Annotated in this window: 14 protein-coding genes and 3 pseudogenes; 7 read left to right on the top strand and 10 right to left on the bottom strand. The window is 52.7% G+C overall.

Annotated features, from left to right (window positions below):
* The first annotated feature begins 16 nt into the window (after positions 1 to 16).
* The 3 genes from B1H58_RS09325 to B1H58_RS09315 all read left to right on the top strand — a co-directional run bounded on the left by B1H58_RS09325 (position 17) and on the right by B1H58_RS09315 (position 3,149).
* Entirely contained in the window at positions 17 to 1,024 is a 1,008-nt protein-coding gene (locus B1H58_RS09325) for a LacI family DNA-binding transcriptional regulator (protein ID WP_085069683.1), read from the top strand.
* A 118-nt stretch (positions 1,025 to 1,142) separates the two neighbouring features.
* Entirely contained in the window at positions 1,143 to 2,750 is a 1,608-nt protein-coding gene (locus tag B1H58_RS09320) for an inorganic phosphate transporter (protein ID WP_085069681.1), read from the top strand.
* 99 nt (positions 2,751 to 2,849) lie between these two features.
* A complete protein-coding gene (locus tag B1H58_RS09315) occupies positions 2,850 to 3,149 on the top strand; it encodes a hypothetical protein (protein WP_085069679.1) in 300 nt (99 codons plus the stop codon).
* 189 nt (positions 3,150 to 3,338) lie between these two features.
* On the opposite strand, the gene B1H58_RS09310 is transcribed toward B1H58_RS09315, so the two are convergent.
* On the bottom strand, positions 3,339 to 5,135 hold the full coding sequence (locus B1H58_RS09310) for a UvrD-helicase domain-containing protein (RefSeq protein ID WP_085069677.1): 1,797 nt from the start codon (positions 5,133 to 5,135) through the stop codon (positions 3,339 to 3,341).
* A 320-nt stretch (positions 5,136 to 5,455) separates the two neighbouring features.
* Positions 5,456 to 5,649: pseudogene (locus tag B1H58_RS21010) on the bottom strand (IS4 family transposase); the annotation flags it as partial.
* A gap of 193 nt (positions 5,650 to 5,842) precedes the next feature.
* On the opposite strand from B1H58_RS21010, the gene B1H58_RS09300 reads away from it, so the two are divergent.
* Positions 5,843 to 6,538: a hypothetical protein gene (locus tag B1H58_RS09300; RefSeq protein ID WP_085072272.1), complete on the top strand. Its 696-nt coding sequence runs from the start codon at positions 5,843 to 5,845 to the stop codon at positions 6,536 to 6,538.
* Complete coding sequence (locus B1H58_RS09295) at positions 6,535 to 6,717, top strand: hypothetical protein (protein WP_085069675.1); 183 nt, start codon at positions 6,535 to 6,537, stop codon at positions 6,715 to 6,717. Before B1H58_RS09300 ends, B1H58_RS09295 begins: the two co-directional genes overlap by 4 nt.
* Before the next feature lie 141 nt (positions 6,718 to 6,858).
* Here B1H58_RS09295 and B1H58_RS20610 read toward each other — a convergent pair.
* The 3 genes and pseudogenes from B1H58_RS20610 to B1H58_RS09285 form a co-directional block, all read right to left on the bottom strand.
* Positions 6,859 to 7,125: pseudogene (locus tag B1H58_RS20610) on the bottom strand (IS4 family transposase); the annotation flags it as partial.
* 5 nt (positions 7,126 to 7,130) lie between these two features.
* Positions 7,131 to 7,324, bottom strand: a pseudogene (locus B1H58_RS21295) (IS4 family transposase); the annotation flags it as partial.
* A 139-nt stretch (positions 7,325 to 7,463) separates the two neighbouring features.
* A complete protein-coding gene (locus tag B1H58_RS09285) occupies positions 7,464 to 7,997 on the bottom strand; it encodes a single-stranded DNA-binding protein (RefSeq protein ID WP_085069673.1) in 534 nt (177 codons plus the stop codon).
* Between the two features lie 224 nt (positions 7,998 to 8,221).
* Here B1H58_RS09285 and uvrA point away from each other — a divergent pair, with 224 nt between their 5' ends.
* On the top strand, positions 8,222 to 11,053 hold the full coding sequence (gene uvrA / locus B1H58_RS09280) for an excinuclease ABC subunit UvrA (RefSeq protein WP_085069671.1): 2,832 nt from the start codon (positions 8,222 to 8,224) through the stop codon (positions 11,051 to 11,053).
* Between the two features lie 233 nt (positions 11,054 to 11,286).
* Positions 11,287 to 12,351, top strand: coding sequence for an NAD(P)-dependent alcohol dehydrogenase (locus B1H58_RS09275; protein ID WP_085069669.1), 1,065 nt, complete (start codon positions 11,287 to 11,289; stop codon positions 12,349 to 12,351).
* A gap of 35 nt (positions 12,352 to 12,386) precedes the next feature.
* Here the strand turns inward: B1H58_RS09275 and B1H58_RS09270 are convergent, their stop codons facing one another.
* The 5 genes from B1H58_RS09270 to B1H58_RS09250 all read right to left on the bottom strand — a co-directional run bounded on the left by B1H58_RS09270 (position 12,387) and on the right by B1H58_RS09250 (position 15,952).
* Positions 12,387 to 12,725 (bottom strand): MmcQ/YjbR family DNA-binding protein, encoded by a 339-nt coding sequence (locus B1H58_RS09270; protein ID WP_085069667.1) that lies wholly within the window; start codon positions 12,723 to 12,725, stop codon positions 12,387 to 12,389.
* 2 nt (positions 12,726 to 12,727) lie between these two features.
* Entirely contained in the window at positions 12,728 to 13,144 is a 417-nt protein-coding gene (locus tag B1H58_RS09265; protein WP_085069665.1) for a secondary thiamine-phosphate synthase enzyme YjbQ, read from the bottom strand.
* Positions 13,145 to 13,390: 246 nt separating this feature from the next.
* Positions 13,391 to 14,584, bottom strand: coding sequence for an amino acid aminotransferase (locus B1H58_RS09260; RefSeq protein ID WP_085069663.1), 1,194 nt, complete (start codon positions 14,582 to 14,584; stop codon positions 13,391 to 13,393).
* Positions 14,585 to 14,619: 35 nt separating this feature from the next.
* Positions 14,620 to 15,234 (bottom strand): YitT family protein, encoded by a 615-nt coding sequence (locus tag B1H58_RS09255; protein WP_085069661.1) that lies wholly within the window; start codon positions 15,232 to 15,234, stop codon positions 14,620 to 14,622.
* A gap of 226 nt (positions 15,235 to 15,460) precedes the next feature.
* A complete protein-coding gene (locus tag B1H58_RS09250; protein ID WP_085069659.1) occupies positions 15,461 to 15,952 on the bottom strand; it encodes an Lrp/AsnC family transcriptional regulator in 492 nt (163 codons plus the stop codon).

The following is a 15,952-nucleotide window of genomic DNA, read 5'->3' as shown; positions in this document are numbered from 1 at the left end:
CCTGATGTAGCCGACAGTGAATAAACCAAAACGCGTCACGATTAAAGATATCGCCCAGCTGGCGGGCGTCTCCAAGTCTACCGCCAGCCTGGTTCTCAGCGGACGAGGCAAGGAACTGCGTGTGTCGGAAGCGACGCGCGAGCGGGTAATGGATATTGCTCGCCAGGCACATTATCAGCCCAGCATTCATGCCCGCGCATTAAACTCTTCCCGCAGCCATACCGTGGGTCTGGTCGTGCCGGAAATGACCAACCAGGGCTTTGCCACCTTTTCCCATGCGCTGGAAACCCTGTGCCGCGATGCCGGACTACAGCTGCTGATCGCCTGTACCGATGAGAACGCCAGTCAGGAAACGCTGGCGGTGAATAACCTGATCCAGCGCCAGGTCGATGGTTTAATCGTGGCATCCAGCATGCTGAACGATGCGGAATACCAGAAGATTAATCAGCAGATCCCAGTGGTGCTGTTCGACCGTCATCTGGGCGAATCTTCACTGCCGCTGGTGATTACCGAGGCGGTGGAGCCCACTGCCAGTCTGGTTGAAAGCGTTGCCCGGGAAGGCTTTGACGAATTCTATTTCTTCGGCGGCCAGCCGCGTATTTCACCAACCCGCGATCGGCTGGAGGGTTTCCGTCAGGGGCTGGCGCGGGCCGGCATGGCGTTAAAGCCGGAGTGGATTATTCACGGTCATTACCATGCCAGCTCCGGTTATGAGATGTTCGCCGAGCTTTATATGCGTCTGGGCCGCGTGCCGCAGGCGCTGTTCTGTGCCGCCTGCGGTCTGCAGGAGGGCGTGCTGCGCTATCTTAGCCAGCATGGCCTGCTGGATCAGCCAATCCGCCTGTGCAGCTTTGACGATCACTATCTCTATGATGCGCTGTCGGTGAAAATCGATACGGTGGTACAGGATGAGCGAATGCTGGCGTGGAACTGCTTCGAAATCGTATCAGCCTTAATGGAAGGCGAAACACCGGAAAATCTGCAGCGCCATCTGCCGGCACGGCTGAAATGGCGCAGCGCCTGATCGCGCGTCGCCAGGCATTATCTGTAATAGAGGCTTTTTACCGTTAGGGTCATCGCACTGTCATATCAGGCAAGTAACACTCCAGAGCTGCGATATTACTTCTTTAGCGAGGCCCGTCATGAGCGAGAATCAAACCTGGCACGCCGCGTCATCGCCTGCGTCGGCGCGTCCCGATCTGAGCAGTAAACACAGTAAAAAAACCGCCCTGGCCGTGATCGTACTGATCATTGCCGGACTTGTTTTTGCCGGGGTAAACCTGTTTGCCGATGTGGAAGAGTCCGGGCAAGTCGTTACCAGCTACTTTCCTTTTGTGCTGTTAGGCCTGGCGCTGGTGATTGCGCTGGCGTTCGAGTTTGTTAACGGCTTTCATGACACCGCCAATGCGGTAGCCACAGTGATTTATACCCATTCACTACCGCCCGGCGCGGCGATCCTCTGGTCCGGCTTATGTAACTTCAGCGGCGTGCTGCTTTCCAGCGGCGCGGTGGCCTTCGGCATTATTTCATTGCTACCCATGGAGTTAATGCTACAGGCCAGCAGCGGTAATGGCTTCGCCATGATCTATGCCCTGCTCTTTTCTGCGATAACCTGGAATCTCGGCACCTGGTATCTGGGTTTGCCCTCCTCTTCTTCCCATACGCTGATTGGCTCAATTATTGGCGTCGGGGTGGCTAACGCTATCAATAACGGGCGTAGCGGCATGGAAGGCGTTAACTGGGATCAGGCGCTTAATGTTGCTTACGCGCTGCTGTTTTCGCCGCTTGTTGGCTTTGCCAGCGCTGCGCTGCTGTTGCTGGTGATGAAAAAATGGCTGCGCAATCGCCAGCTCTACAGCGCGCCAGAAGGACAGCAGCCGCCGCCGGGCTGGATCCGCGCGTTGTTGATCCTCACCTGCACCGGCGTCTCTTTTGCCCATGGATCTAACGACGGACAAAAAGGCATGGGGCTGATTATGTTGATTCTGGTGGGCGCGATGCCGATTGCCTACGCTCTTAACCGCTCTGTCCCGCCCGATCAGATCCCGCGCGTGGCGGCACTGGCGCAGATTACCAGTCAGCAGCTGACGGCAGAGCATACGCTGCCGCCGCAGTATGCGCCGCGTGACGTGCTGATGGAGTTTATGCGCAGCGGCGAAAACAGCCCGCAGGTTGCGCCAGCGCTGGGCGCGCTGCTGGATAAAATTGGCCGACAGATCAAGCAATATGGTTCGATGGAGAATATTCCGGCACAGCTGGTGGCCAATACCCGTAATGATATGTATCTGGCGGCGGAAAGCATTAAGCAGCTAAAGGCGGCAAAAGCGCCGTTCCCGGCGGAGATGCAGAACAACCTTAACGCGATGAAAAGCGAGCTGGATAATGCGACCCGCTTTATTCCACTTTGGGTAAAAGTCGTGGTGGCGCTGGCGCTTGGCCTGGGCACCATGGTGGGCTGGCGCCGCATTGTGATTACCGTCGGCGAGCGGATCGGCAAAACCCATTTGAGCTATGCACAGGGCGCCAGCGCAGAGCTGGTCACGGTCGCCACCATCGGCGCAGCTGACGCCTTTGGTCTGCCGGTCTCTACCACGCATGTTCTGTCGTCCGGCGTGGCAGGCACCATGGCGGCTAACCGCTCCGGTCTGCAAATGGCGACGTTGCGCAATCTGCTGATCGCCTGGGTGCTGACGCTGCCGGTCTCAATTTTGATTTCCGCCCTGTTGTTTATGCTGTTTATACACCTTTAGCGTACGGTCCCGGCAGGCCAGTGCATCGTCAGTGCGGTTCCTTTCCTTCAGATAACGATAAATTATCTATACTTTGCTTTTAGTTAACAGGAGGCACCGATGGCGGACTTACAACTGATTGATACGCTGGAACTGGGCGATGAAGATGCTGCGGCCTATAAATATGAAATTTATGGCGCTGATGAATCGACGCCGGAATATGCGCTTATCTTTATCCGTCAGAGCGATAGCGATGACTGGCAACAGGATGGCAAACTTGAGTTTGCAGTAGCGGAAGAGAAGCAGGAAGCCACAAGCGGCACGATGGGTTATGGCTCTGGCGACAGCATGCCGGACCTGCGTGATTTACGCCAGGAGGCAAAAGAGCGCTGCGAACAACATTATCAGGAAAATTGTTAACCGCTGACAGAGCAAAACAGGGCGGCCAGTGGCCGCCCTGCTGCATTACAGAATCGCCGCAACGGACTTCGCCAGCTGCGCTTCCAGCACCGGTTTAAAGCAACTTATATTGAAAGCCCACTACGTACATGCAGGACGCTATGATTAAGAAAGGATTTGGCCACATCTGAGTTAAGCCTTTGCCAAAAACTAAAAATAGTTTTTCAAACTTTCAGGTATAAATACTCTATGTTTTGCGCGGGTGATCGCAACATAAAGCACCGAAAGCTCACTATCTATATCTGCGTTAGGGTTATCAAGCACGACAGCATAGTCGGGGGCAATAACAATATTATCCCATTCCTGTCCTTTAATAGCATGGGTGGTTGATATTACCTTAACCGCCTGTTCCACTGGGTAATTATTTTGTGCAATTTTATCAATGACATCGGAGGTGTGAGCACCATATTTCTTGAATAATTTCCATGCAAAATAGATGTCTGGCTCTGGATTATCTATCAGGTCGCTTTCCAAAAAAGCAACGTTTGGGCATTTTAAAATATAGGGATGCGTTATTTTATCTAACTCACCCCGAGATAAGCATATGATATTATTAATGATAAATTTTAAAGCGTTTATTTCAGTTTTGATATGTATTTTATGTCCGGCACGTAGCTCATTATCGGCGATAAAAATTATCTGGCTTCGGGTTCTGGTTAAAATAGCACCGGTCATATCCGGCAGGTTTTGGGACTCATCATAAAAAATTACCTGCGAGCGCAGGTTTTGCTGACCACACAATAGATGCTGCGGCGGTTGGCTGTGCCTGGCAAGCACCCGATTTGAGCAATCGCCGATCGCTTCACCAAAACGGTAGCTGGTAGTTAAAGGAAAACGCGGCTTATCGAACAGCCCCATGGAATTAACTGCGCCGCGCCATTTGAACAACTGCTGGTAGGTATCTCCTACAATAACAATATTACGATCGGTATGATTACGTAATACATTAAAAAATGCGCCGCTTATATCCTGAGCCTCATCGACGATAATATTTTCATAGTCGTCAGGTAAAGTGATCGAGGCCGTTAACGACCAATATTTCATCAGATGCTCATAGGTAGCCCCCTGTTCCAGAGTTGCGCGTCCTGAAGTAAGGTAGTCCCAGTAGCTTGTCGCCCAGGCTAAAACCTTTTTCCGGGCGACAGGAGAAAATATCGCAACAGGAAGGTGTACTTCAGCCAGTTGTAGATCCGTTGAGGTACAGAATCGACTTATCGTTTGGGTAATCAACCGTGCAACAGTATGAAGCTTGACCTTATTGCGTCCCAGATCCAGCGAAGCATCAAACCCCACAATATGTTGCAGTGAATAGGGATCCGGAGCATGCTTATTATTAAAAATGGATTTAAAGGGAGCGTATTTTAAAGCATATCGATGGGCTAATGCATCCTGTGTATAGGCTTGTTCGGTAATCCTCAGTTTCGCCTCGGTGATATTTTCACGCAAAAAAGCGGTATAGAGAGTTTTATTATTACCCAACTCATCAATCATCAACTTTGAAACGGTAGATTTACCCGCACCGGCAAAAGCATCAACCTGAATTCCTTGATGACAGTGGTTAATAATTTCCGTCTGTTGATTATCAGGATTTATAGCAAGACCCGGTATTTTGGAGCGCGTTTTTCTGGTTGCCTTCCGTCTGGTTATAGTTTTATTCTGCGACATTACCGGGCCAGGACTGTTTTCTTCAGGTACTTTACCTACTATAAACCGCTCGATAATTTGTTCTGAAAGCGCATCATCTGAAGAACAGATAAAGGAGATATAGGATAAAAGCTCCTTTACGTTATCATAGCTATGCGCCTTTTTACTTAATGATTCATCATGCTGAATAAGTCCTATCCCCAGCTCAAGTAATTGCTGTTGTTCATGCTGGCTAAGCTTATTAACTATCTTTTCCTGAAAGCGACTATTTATTAGAAAAAAGTAAGGATGTACTTTATGCATAATCGTCCTTAATAAAATACCTTGTGCTTATTTAAACGGCGCGCAGGATACTGATTTACCAAATGTTTTTCTATTGATATAGGTTTTGTTTCAGTCAGCTAGTGTAACGTTAATAACCGCAATATAAAGCATAAATTCATCCATAATATCACTGGCTGGAAACATCGCTTCCTCGAACTACAAGACTAATGCCGTAGCGCCTTCCACGCAACAAAGGGGTTGCCGGACAAATTCAAACTATAAAAAACCTGCTAACGCGCTGAGGGATCCCCACTAAATCAGCGCTAATAAACCAACACCATATTTCGGTAGGTTTTGGCGAGCAGGCGATCGACCCGCTTTATTTTGTTTTTAACCTGGGCGGGGTCGGGAAGATAACGTCCAATACTGGTCAGGATCAGGGAAGCTCCCTGCATCAGCGCGGCGGTGGTATCAATCAAAGCATTTTGTCGGGACTGATGGAATGGGGCTAAAGCGTTGCGGAAAACTTCTGGCATACTGAGCGGGCAGGCATAGAGGTGATCCCATTGAATTGGTGGAACAATCAGTAGATCACAAAACTCTATATCTGTCTTTTTTTACCCGCCCGTTACTGGGCATTCCTCAGGGCACAGGCCGGTTTTCCGTGCAGGTATTATCAGGTAGTCTTGCACCGTGTATTAATGAGGATGATGCCGTTATCCGGCAGGAAAAGGACACCCGAAGAGATGATCACCAATACTACCCTTATCACTAAAATGCAGGCCGATCAGTTGCTGGCCGTGCGGATGGAGAAGGCGCTCGGTGGCGTAAAAGACGCGATACTGGAGCAGGCAACCCGTATGCAGCAAGGTGCAACGCGGCTTGTGTATTACACTTCCTGTTTCACCGTCAACTATCAGGGCGTATGCTCAGGCCAGAAAACCGAAGACGTGCGCTTTCTGGAAGCGCTGGTGCAGTTGGTAAAACATCCTCACGTCATCGAAAGGATGCTGAAGATTTACGTGGATCTGCTGCTGCGCAACAGCCAGGAGCAGAATCGTATCCGGCACATTCAGCAGGCACTCATAAAGAAAGGCGCGAACATCGCCACCTCTTCCCTGACGAGTCAGGCTTTCAGTTCGGCCATAGTCGCCGCCATAGGCTACAGCTTTGGGGCTACCATTGCGATGGATACGAAGCTTGCCAAGATTTCAGCGGCGTCCGTAACCATTGTCAGCTACTACGGCTATGTTCAGGAAGCGGCTGATGCAGCGCACAGGCTCAGGCAGCAGATCCCCGTTTTCTACCAGGCACTTTACGCCATCAAGCTGGAAATGCTCTATTTCATCATCGAGCCACTTATCACCAGAAATGCCCACCTCCATACCTTCCCGTCATCAGAAGATGAGATCGCTGACGCCATCATGCGGATAATCAGATGAGTAATTATTTCAGAACCTGGCTGCGCCGGCAGCTCCGATTTTTTGCCAGTACCCTCATTCCTGCGGTGCTAATCATCGGCTTCGGAATGCTGGCGGTGACGTTCTGGCCGTCTGTAGCCTGGGGATCAACGGCCATTTTTGCTCTTATCGTTATCGGCCTGACCTTTTGGCTGATTTAGGGTTTGCCAGTCTCTTATGGAACAGCGCTGACCATTATACCGTTTCAAACGTTGCCATGAGTACAACCAGACAGGTTGGCTGCCAGATAATATCCCCACGTAAACCGGCTTAGGCCCTGAGGGATCCCCACTAAATCAGTGCTAATAAACCAACACCATATTTCGGTAGGTTTTGGCGAGGTGATTAAGAACGGTGCTTAGCTCCGTTCGTTTTAAAATTAGCGGGGAGTGTCGTAAGACATTCTCCGCTAATGTCAGATAAGATATAACCCGCCGTGATTTCAGGCTGTTTGCCTGATGCCGCAGATGTAATCCTTTATTTTCAGCGTGATACCCCAGCAGCCACAGCACTGCCGTTGCCAGCGTCGTCAGCAGGCTCAGTACCAGAAGCCGCCCTGCCGTGCCACTTTACCCAGCAGGCGAGCGACCCGCTTTATTTTGTTTTTAACCTGGGCGGGGTCGGGAAGATAACGTCCAATACTGGTCAGGATCAGGGAAGCTCCCTGCATCAGCGCGGCGGTGGTATCAATCAAAGCATTTTGTCGGGACTGATGGAATGGGGCTAAAGCGTTGCGGAAAACTTCTGGCATACTGAGCGGGCAGGCATAGAGGTGATCCCATTGAATTGGTGGAACAATCAGTAGATCACAAAACTCTATGCCTGTCTTTTTTTACCCGCCCGCTACTGGGGATTCCTCAGCGCTAACGCGGGGCTTAATATCACTAATAGCAAACGGACCACAGACTCAGAACGGAATGTCGTCGTCGAAATCCATCGGCGGTTCATTGTTAGCCGGAGCGCTTTGCTGCTGCGGACGCGCAGGCGCCTGACCGCCGCCACTGAACTGGCTACCGCCCTGCGGCTGCTGAGGCTGGCCCCAACCATTATTGTTGCTGTTGCCGCCCATAGCGCCGCCTGCACCGCCGCCCTGACGACCGCCCAGCATTTGCATGGTGCCGCCAACGTTAACCACCACTTCCGTGGTATAACGCTCCTGGCCGCCCTGGTCCTGCCATTTACGCGTTTGCAGAGAACCTTCGATATAAACCTGAGAACCTTTACGCAGGTATTCGCCCGCCACTTCCGCCAGTTTGCCGAACAGCACGACACGGTGCCATTCCGTTTTCTCTTTGGTCTCTCCGGTCTGCTTGTCACGCCAGCTTTCGGAGGTAGCCAGCGTAATATTCGCTACGGCTCCACCATTAGGCATATAACGCACTTCCGGATCCTGACCCAGATTCCCGACAAGAATCACTTTGTTAACGCCTCTGCTGGCCATGTTCGCGTCTCCCGATGAGTATTCATTAAGTCTAAACGGTAAATTCTATCACGCCAGGCTGCCCGATCATACTTCCGAGCAAGCTTCCAATAATGAAGATCTTTTTGCAGGGTTGCAACTGACTACTGGATATACATTCAGTTATTTTTTGTGCCATAATGACCTGTTTAGTCCTGCCGTATCGTTACGGGCATGGTGAGTCTGCGCTAATCCGGGAAATGTGAATGGATAAGATTGAAGTCCGGGGTGCTCGCACCCACAACCTGAAAAACATCAACCTGATCATCCCTCGCGACAAACTGATCGTTGTCACCGGCCTGTCAGGTTCCGGTAAATCCTCACTGGCGTTCGATACGCTCTATGCTGAGGGTCAACGCCGCTATGTGGAATCGCTTTCCGCTTACGCGCGTCAGTTTCTTTCGCTGATGGAAAAACCGGATGTCGATCATATCGAAGGCCTGTCGCCAGCGATTTCGATCGAGCAGAAATCAACCTCCCATAACCCGCGATCGACCGTGGGCACCATCACCGAAATTCATGACTACCTGCGCCTGCTGTTCGCACGCGTTGGCGAGCCGCGCTGTCCCGATCATGACGTAACGCTGGCGGCGCAAACCGTTAGCCAGATGGTCGATAATGTGCTGGCTCAGCCGGAAGGCACACGTCTGATGCTGCTGGCGCCGGTAGTGAAAGATCGTAAAGGCGAGCACACCAAAACGCTGGAGAATCTGGCAACGCAGGGTTATATCCGCGCCCGTATCGACGGCGAAGTGTGCGATCTCTCCGATCCGCCGAAGCTGGAACTGCAAAAGAAACATACCATCGAAGTGGTTATCGATCGCTTTAAGGTACGTGAAGATCTGGCGACGCGGCTGGCGGAATCGTTTGAGACCGCGCTGGAGCTTTCCGGCGGTACGGCGATCGTGGCCGATATGGATGATGCTGATGCAGAGGAACTGCTGTTCTCTGCCAACTTCGCCTGTCCGGTTTGCGGCTACAGCATGAGCGAGCTGGAGCCGCGCCTGTTCTCATTCAACAATCCGGCGGGCGCATGCCCTACCTGCGACGGCCTCGGCGTACAGCAATATTTCGATCCGGATCGCGTGGTGCAAAATGCGGAGCTGTCGCTGGCTGGCGGTGCGATCCGCGGCTGGGATCGCCGTAATTTTTACTATTTCCAGATGCTCCGGTCACTGGCGGAACACCTGAAGTTCGATGTCGAAGCGCCCTTTAATACCCTGAGCGAGAAAGCACAACAGGTGATCCTGTATGGCTCCGGCAAAGAGAGCATCGAATTTAAATATATTAACGATCGTGGCGATACCTCGGTGCGCCGTCATCCGTTTGAAGGCGTGCTGCATAATATGGAGCGTCGCTATAAAGAGACGGAGTCGAGTGCGGTACGTGAAGATCTGGCGAAATTTATCAGTAACCGCGCCTGTGCCACCTGTGAAGGTACGCGTCTGCGTCGCGAAGCGCGCCACGTTTACGTAGAAAACACCACGTTGCCGACCATTTCTGATATGAGCATTGGCCATGCGATGGATTTCTTCCGCAACCTGAAGTTAAGCGGTCAGCGGGCAAAAATTGCTGAAAAAGTGCTGAAAGAGATTGGCGATCGCCTGAGCTTCCTGGTGAACGTCGGCCTGAACTATCTTTCTATGTCGCGCTCGGCGGAGACCCTCTCCGGCGGCGAGGCACAGCGTATTCGTCTGGCCAGTCAGATCGGCGCAGGGCTGGTTGGCGTGATGTATGTGCTGGATGAGCCTTCTATCGGTCTGCATCAGCGTGATAACGAACGCCTGCTGGACACGCTGATTCATCTGCGTGATCTCGGCAATACGGTGATTGTGGTTGAGCACGACGAGGATGCCATTCGCGCCGCTGACCATATTATCGATATCGGCCCAGGCGCAGGCGTGCATGGTGGTCAGATAGTGGCGGAAGGCACCGCCGAAGAGATTATGCAGGTAGAAGCCTCGCTCACCGGTCAGTATCTGAGCGGCAAGCGAAAAATCGCCGTGCCGGAGCAGCGCGTACCGGCCGATCCCACTAAAGTGCTGAAGCTGAGCGGCGCGCGTGGCAATAACCTGAAAGATGTGACGCTAACGCTGCCGGTCGGGCTGTTTACCTGCATCACCGGTGTGTCCGGCTCCGGTAAATCCACGCTGATCAACGATACGCTGTTCCCTATTGCTCAGCGCCAGCTGAACGGAGCGACCATTGCCGAGCCTGCGCCTTATCGTGAAGTTACCGGCATGGAGAACTTCGATAAGGTCATCGATATCGATCAAAGTCCGATTGGTCGTACGCCGCGCTCTAACCCGGCCACCTACACCGGCATTTTTACGCCGATTCGTGAGCTGTTTGCTGGCGTGCCGGAGTCGCGTTCACGCGGTTATAATCCGGGCCGATTCAGCTTCAACGTGCGCGGTGGACGCTGCGAAGCCTGTCAGGGCGACGGCGTGCTGCGCGTAGAGATGCACTTCCTGCCCGATATTTATGTGCCGTGCGATCAGTGTAAAGGCAAGCGCTATAACCGCGAGACGCTGGAGATTAAATATAAAGGCAAAAACATTCACGAAGTGCTGGATATGACCATCGAAGAGGCACGTGAATTTTTTGATGCCGTGCCTGCGCTGGCGCGTAAGCTGCAAACGCTGATGGATGTGGGCCTCTCCTATATTCGTCTGGGTCAGTCTGCGACAACGCTGTCAGGCGGTGAGGCGCAACGCGTGAAGCTGGCGCGCGAGCTGTCGAAACGCGGCACCGGTCAGACGCTCTATATTCTTGATGAGCCGACTACCGGCCTGCACTTTGCTGATATTCAGCTGTTGCTGACGGTGCTGCATCAGTTGCGCGATCAGGGCAATACCATCGTGGTGATTGAACATAACCTTGATGTGGTGAAAACCGCCGACTGGATTGTCGATCTTGGCCCGGAAGGTGGCAGCGGAGGCGGACAGATTCTGGTAGCCGGTACACCGGAAACCGTCGCCAAATGTGAAGAGTCACATACCGCCCGCTTCCTGAAGCCGCTGTTAGAACAGCGCTAAACGGATGTTCTCCGCCCCTGATGCGCTCTGTCTCAGGGGCTTTTCACTCGCCTTGCCTCTTTCCCGGGCATTCATGCAGGATCAGGCAAGATTTAGACACTTTCAGGTCTGGTTGCTCTTCCCCACGCTGCTATCCTTATTAGCTCTTATCGCACTTGCTGCGAAACGCCCGGTTTAACCGGAGCGGACTGCTTTTCCCCAGTTTTACAACGGCTTCAATAACAGGAGACACCATGAATATTACGCACGCTTATGCTGCCCAGGATGCGAAATCCAGACTCGCGCCTTTTGACTATAAGCCGCGTGAACTGCGCGCACATGATGTACAAATTGAAGTGTTATTCTGCGGCGTTTGCCATTCAGACCTGCATCAGGCGCGCGATGAATGGCATAACACCATTTTCCCCGTCGTGCCGGGTCATGAAATTGTCGGACGTGTTACCGCAACAGGCGCTCATACGCAAAAATATCGCGTAGGCGATCTGGTTGGCGTGGGCTGTATGGTTGATTCCTGCCGCACCTGTCCCAGCTGCCAGGAAGGTCTGGAGCAGTATTGCGAAAACGGTATGGTGCCTACCTATAACGGCCAGGACCGCGAAACGCAGGAAGTGACCTACGGCGGTTACTCCACCAGCCTCGTTGTGCATGAAGATTTCGTGCTGCGCGTACCGGAAAACCTCGATCCGGCAGGCGTAGCACCACTGCTGTGTGCTGGCATTACCACCTGGTCCCCGCTGCGCCACTGGAACGTGGGTCCGGGTAAAAAAGTCGGTATCGTTGGCCTTGGCGGTCTGGGTCATATGGGCGTAAAGCTGGCACATGCCCTGGGCGCGCATGTGGTGCTGTTTACCACTTCGCCGTCTAAAATCGAAGACGGCAAGCGTCTGGGCGCTGATGAGGTGGTGATTTCTAAAGATCCACAGCAGATGGCGCAGCACGCTAACAGCTTCGACTTTATTCTGAACACCGTTGCGGCGCAGCACGACCTTAATCCGTTTATCAACCTGCTGAAGCGCGATGGTAATATGACGCTGGTTGGCGCACCGGAAAACGATCATCCGGCACCACACGTGTTTGATCTGATTTTCAAACGTCGCAGCGTGGCGGGCTCACTGATTGGCGGCATCGCTGAAACTCAGGAGATGCTCGATTTCTGCGGCAAGCACAATATCACTTCCGATATTGAGCTGATTGCCATGAACCAGATTAACGAAGCCTATGAACGTATGCTGAAAAGCGATGTGAAATACCGCTTTGTTATCGATATTGATACGCTGCGTCAGGAATCTGCCGCCTAAAAATCTTGTCGCTGCGGCCAGTCCGCAGCGACAGTTTAATGATTTCCCGCCGCTTTGGTCGCCAGCGCCTGCTGTAGCGACGCATCCACCAGATAGTAAATTTGCGAATCTTTCAAACCGCCATCCAGATAAAGCGTGCTCCAGTGAGATTTGTTCAAATGCGCACTGGGAAAAACGTCGGCATGCTGCTGCCGCAGTAGATCGGCCAGCGCCGGAGAGGTTTTTAGCGATACGGCCGGCCGCCCTTCTGGCTCATGCACCATGGCAAATAGCACGCCGTCCGCCAGGATTTGCGTTGCCTTCCAGTCGCTGTGGACGCGCTGTTCCGCGCCCGCTTTACTCATACAATATGACAGCAGATCTGACGTATTCATTTTTACTCTCCTTGCAGCGTGGCGATAATGCGGCGTGAACCGCCCTGTATGCGATGTTCCCCCAGCCAGATGCCCTGCCACGTACCTAACACCAGGCGCCCACGGTTAACCGGCAGCAATAGCGAAACGCCAAGCAGCGATGATTTAATGTGCGCAGGCATATCATCCACGCCCTCATAGTCATGCTGGTAAGGCGCATTTTCCGGCACCTGCCGCATAAAATGCTGCTCCATATCGCTGCGTACTGTGGGGTCGCAATTCTCATTTAACGTTAGTGAGGCGGAAGTATGCTGTAGCAGCAGATGCAGTAGCCCGGTATTGATTTCACGCATTACCGGCAATTGTTCGATAATCTCATCGGTAATCAGGTGAAAGCCGCGCGCTTTTGCGCTCAGCGACAGGGTCTGTTGGTGCCACATAACGCCATACTCCTTTTTAAAAGACTCCGTTAAGTGTGCAGCATGTGGCGCAAAGGTAAACCTGCAAAAGATAAAAATTATTAATGGCCTGGACGTTACGGTTCGCTTTAGCCGCCTCGTTATTGCGCGTGTTTAAGAGGAATATGCTGTACTGAAGAGGCTACATTTCCCGATGGCCGGGTAAGCGGGGAGTCTGGCAACGGAATAATGATAAAAGGCGGCTGGCACCGCCTTTTACTACTGCGCTTACATCACTGCCGCGAAAGCTTCTGCGACCTGATGAACATTGTTACGATTCAGGCCCGCTACGCACATGCGTCCGCTGTGAATCAGGTAAATGCCAAATTCTTCACGCAGACGATCGACCTGCTGAGCGCTCAGTCCGGTATAGCTGAACATGCCGCGCTGTTTCAGCAGATAATCGAAGTTTTTGCCGGGCAGCGCGGCGCTCAGTGCCGTTACCAGCGCCTGGCGCATATCCAGAATACGCAGACGCATCGCTTCCACTTCCGCCAGCCAGTTGGCCTTCAGCGCTTCGTCATTCAACACACAGGCCACGACCTGAGCGCCAAAGTTTGGCGGTGAAGAGTAGTTGCGGCGCACCGTGGCCTTAAGCTGCCCCTGAACCCGCGCCGCCTCTTCCGTATCCGCACAGACCACCGACAGGCCGCCGACGCGTTCGCCGTATAGCGAAAAGATTTTTGAGAAAGAGTTGCTGACCAGCGCCGAAATCCCCGCAGCGGCGATGGCGCGAATAGCATAGGCATCCTCTTCCATACCGGCCCCGAAGCCCTGATAGGCAATATCCAGGAAAGGGATCAGCTGCTGCGCCTGCAACGCTTCAACAACGCGATCCCACTGCGCATTGGTCAGATCGGCACCGGTCGGGTTATGGCAGCAGGGATGCAGCAGCACCACGCTCTGAGCGGGAAGCGACTTCAGCGTGGCAAGAAAATCATCAAACTTAACGCCGTTGGTTTGCGCGTCATACCAGGGATAGGTATGCACATCAAAACCGGCACCCGCGAAGATCGCCACATGGTTTTCCCATGTCGGATCGCTGACCCAAACCTGCGACTGCGGGAAATAGCGCTTCAGGAAATCCGCCCCCACTTTCAGTGCGCCGGAACCGCCCACGGTTTGAATCGTTGCAATGCGTTTTTCCTGTAGCGCCGCGTGCTGCGCGCCAAACAGCAACGGTGCAATCGCCTGGCGATAGCTGGCCAGCCCATCCATCGGCAGATAGAGTGATGCCTGTTGCGGTTGGGCATTCAGACGCGCTTCCGCTTCGGCTACCGCCTGGAGTTGCGGAATAATGCCCTGCTCATTGTAATAGAGGCCAATACTCAGGTTAACCTTATGCGGGCGCGGATCCTGCCTGAAGGTCTCCATTAACGTAAGAATCGGATCGCCAGCGTAGGCATCAACTTTCTGAAACACGGTAAATCTCCCTAGTGATAGTCTCTTTTATCAGCTCAAACTTCATAACGCCCGGGCCGATGGTTCATCGCGATAATCAAATTCAGCATCAGCGCGCCAGCGATTGACGCCGCCAGCATCGGCAGCGAAACCACAAACAATGAGGCCAAAACCACGCAGCTGTCTACCGCCATTTGCAGCTTACCGGCACGAATGCCAAAGCGATCCTGCAACCACAGGGCAAGAATATTGATGCCGCCCAGGCTGGCCTTATGACGAAACAACACAATAAACCCAACGCCCATAATAATGTTACCGAACACTGTCGCATAAAACGGGTTAAGCGCGTCAAAATGAATGAAAAGTGGATGCAGCCGGGTAAAGAGTGAAACCAGCGCGACGGCGCAGAAAGTTTTGGTGGTAAATGCCCACCCCATGCGCTTTACCGCCAGCCAGTAGAACGGCAGGTTAATAACAAAAAACAGCGTGCCAAAGGAAAAAGAGGTCAGATAGCTGATCAGGAAAGCGATGCCTGCCGTACTACCGGTCAGTGCGCCGGCCTGCTTTAACATGACCACACCAAACGATACCATCAGCGTGCCGAACAGCAGCGCCAGCGCATCTTCCAGCAGCGTGTGCGGAACGCGGGCGGGTTGAACGATATTATCCATAGGGCTGTTTACCGAAGAAAAAGATAACGCCCAGCAAGAATCGCACCATAACGGCAGGCTTTAGCGGCATAAATTGATGCTTTGCCAGTAAGCACCTGATTAAATAAATAATTTAACTGCACGTTACATGCTCTCGTTAGCCTTATGATGCTTAAGTTACGCACCCTGAGCGCTATTTATGCACAAGCTGCGCACTTAACTACGCCGAATGCACTCTAACTGTGCATCAGGCACTTTTTTGGTGCAGCGGCGCGGGCGCGGCAATGGTCAGACCGTTCTCTTTCAGCCGGTTTAGCACCACAGAGGTTTTAACGTGCGATACGCTGCGATGCCCCGCCACCAGCTCGCTGATTAATGCGCTTAGCTCAGCCAGGCTGTTAACGGCTACCTTCAGGAGATAATCCGCATCGCCAGTGGTTTTATAAGCGTCCACAATGGCGCTTTGCTCTGCCACCATGCGGTGAAAGCTCTCTACGTAATCGGAAGTGTGATTAATCAGGCGCACCTCAATCAGGCCAATCATACCCAACCCAACGGCGTCAGGTGAGACGCGCGCATGGTAGCCCAGAATAAGATTTCCCTGCTCAAGGATGATGCGGCGGCGGGAACACTGCGAGGCGGACAGGCCGACCAGGTCGCTCAGTTCCTGATTGGTTAAGCGTCCGTTGGCCTGGAGTAAGGTCAGAATTTTCAGATCGTAATCGTCAAGCTGTGCCAT

The organism is Pantoea alhagi (assembly GCF_002101395.1).
Taxonomy (GTDB): Bacteria; Pseudomonadota; Gammaproteobacteria; order Enterobacterales; family Enterobacteriaceae; genus Mixta; species Mixta alhagi.
The sequence above is the reverse complement of the archived record's forward strand: the minus strand, read 5'-3'. Positions and strand labels throughout refer to the sequence as shown.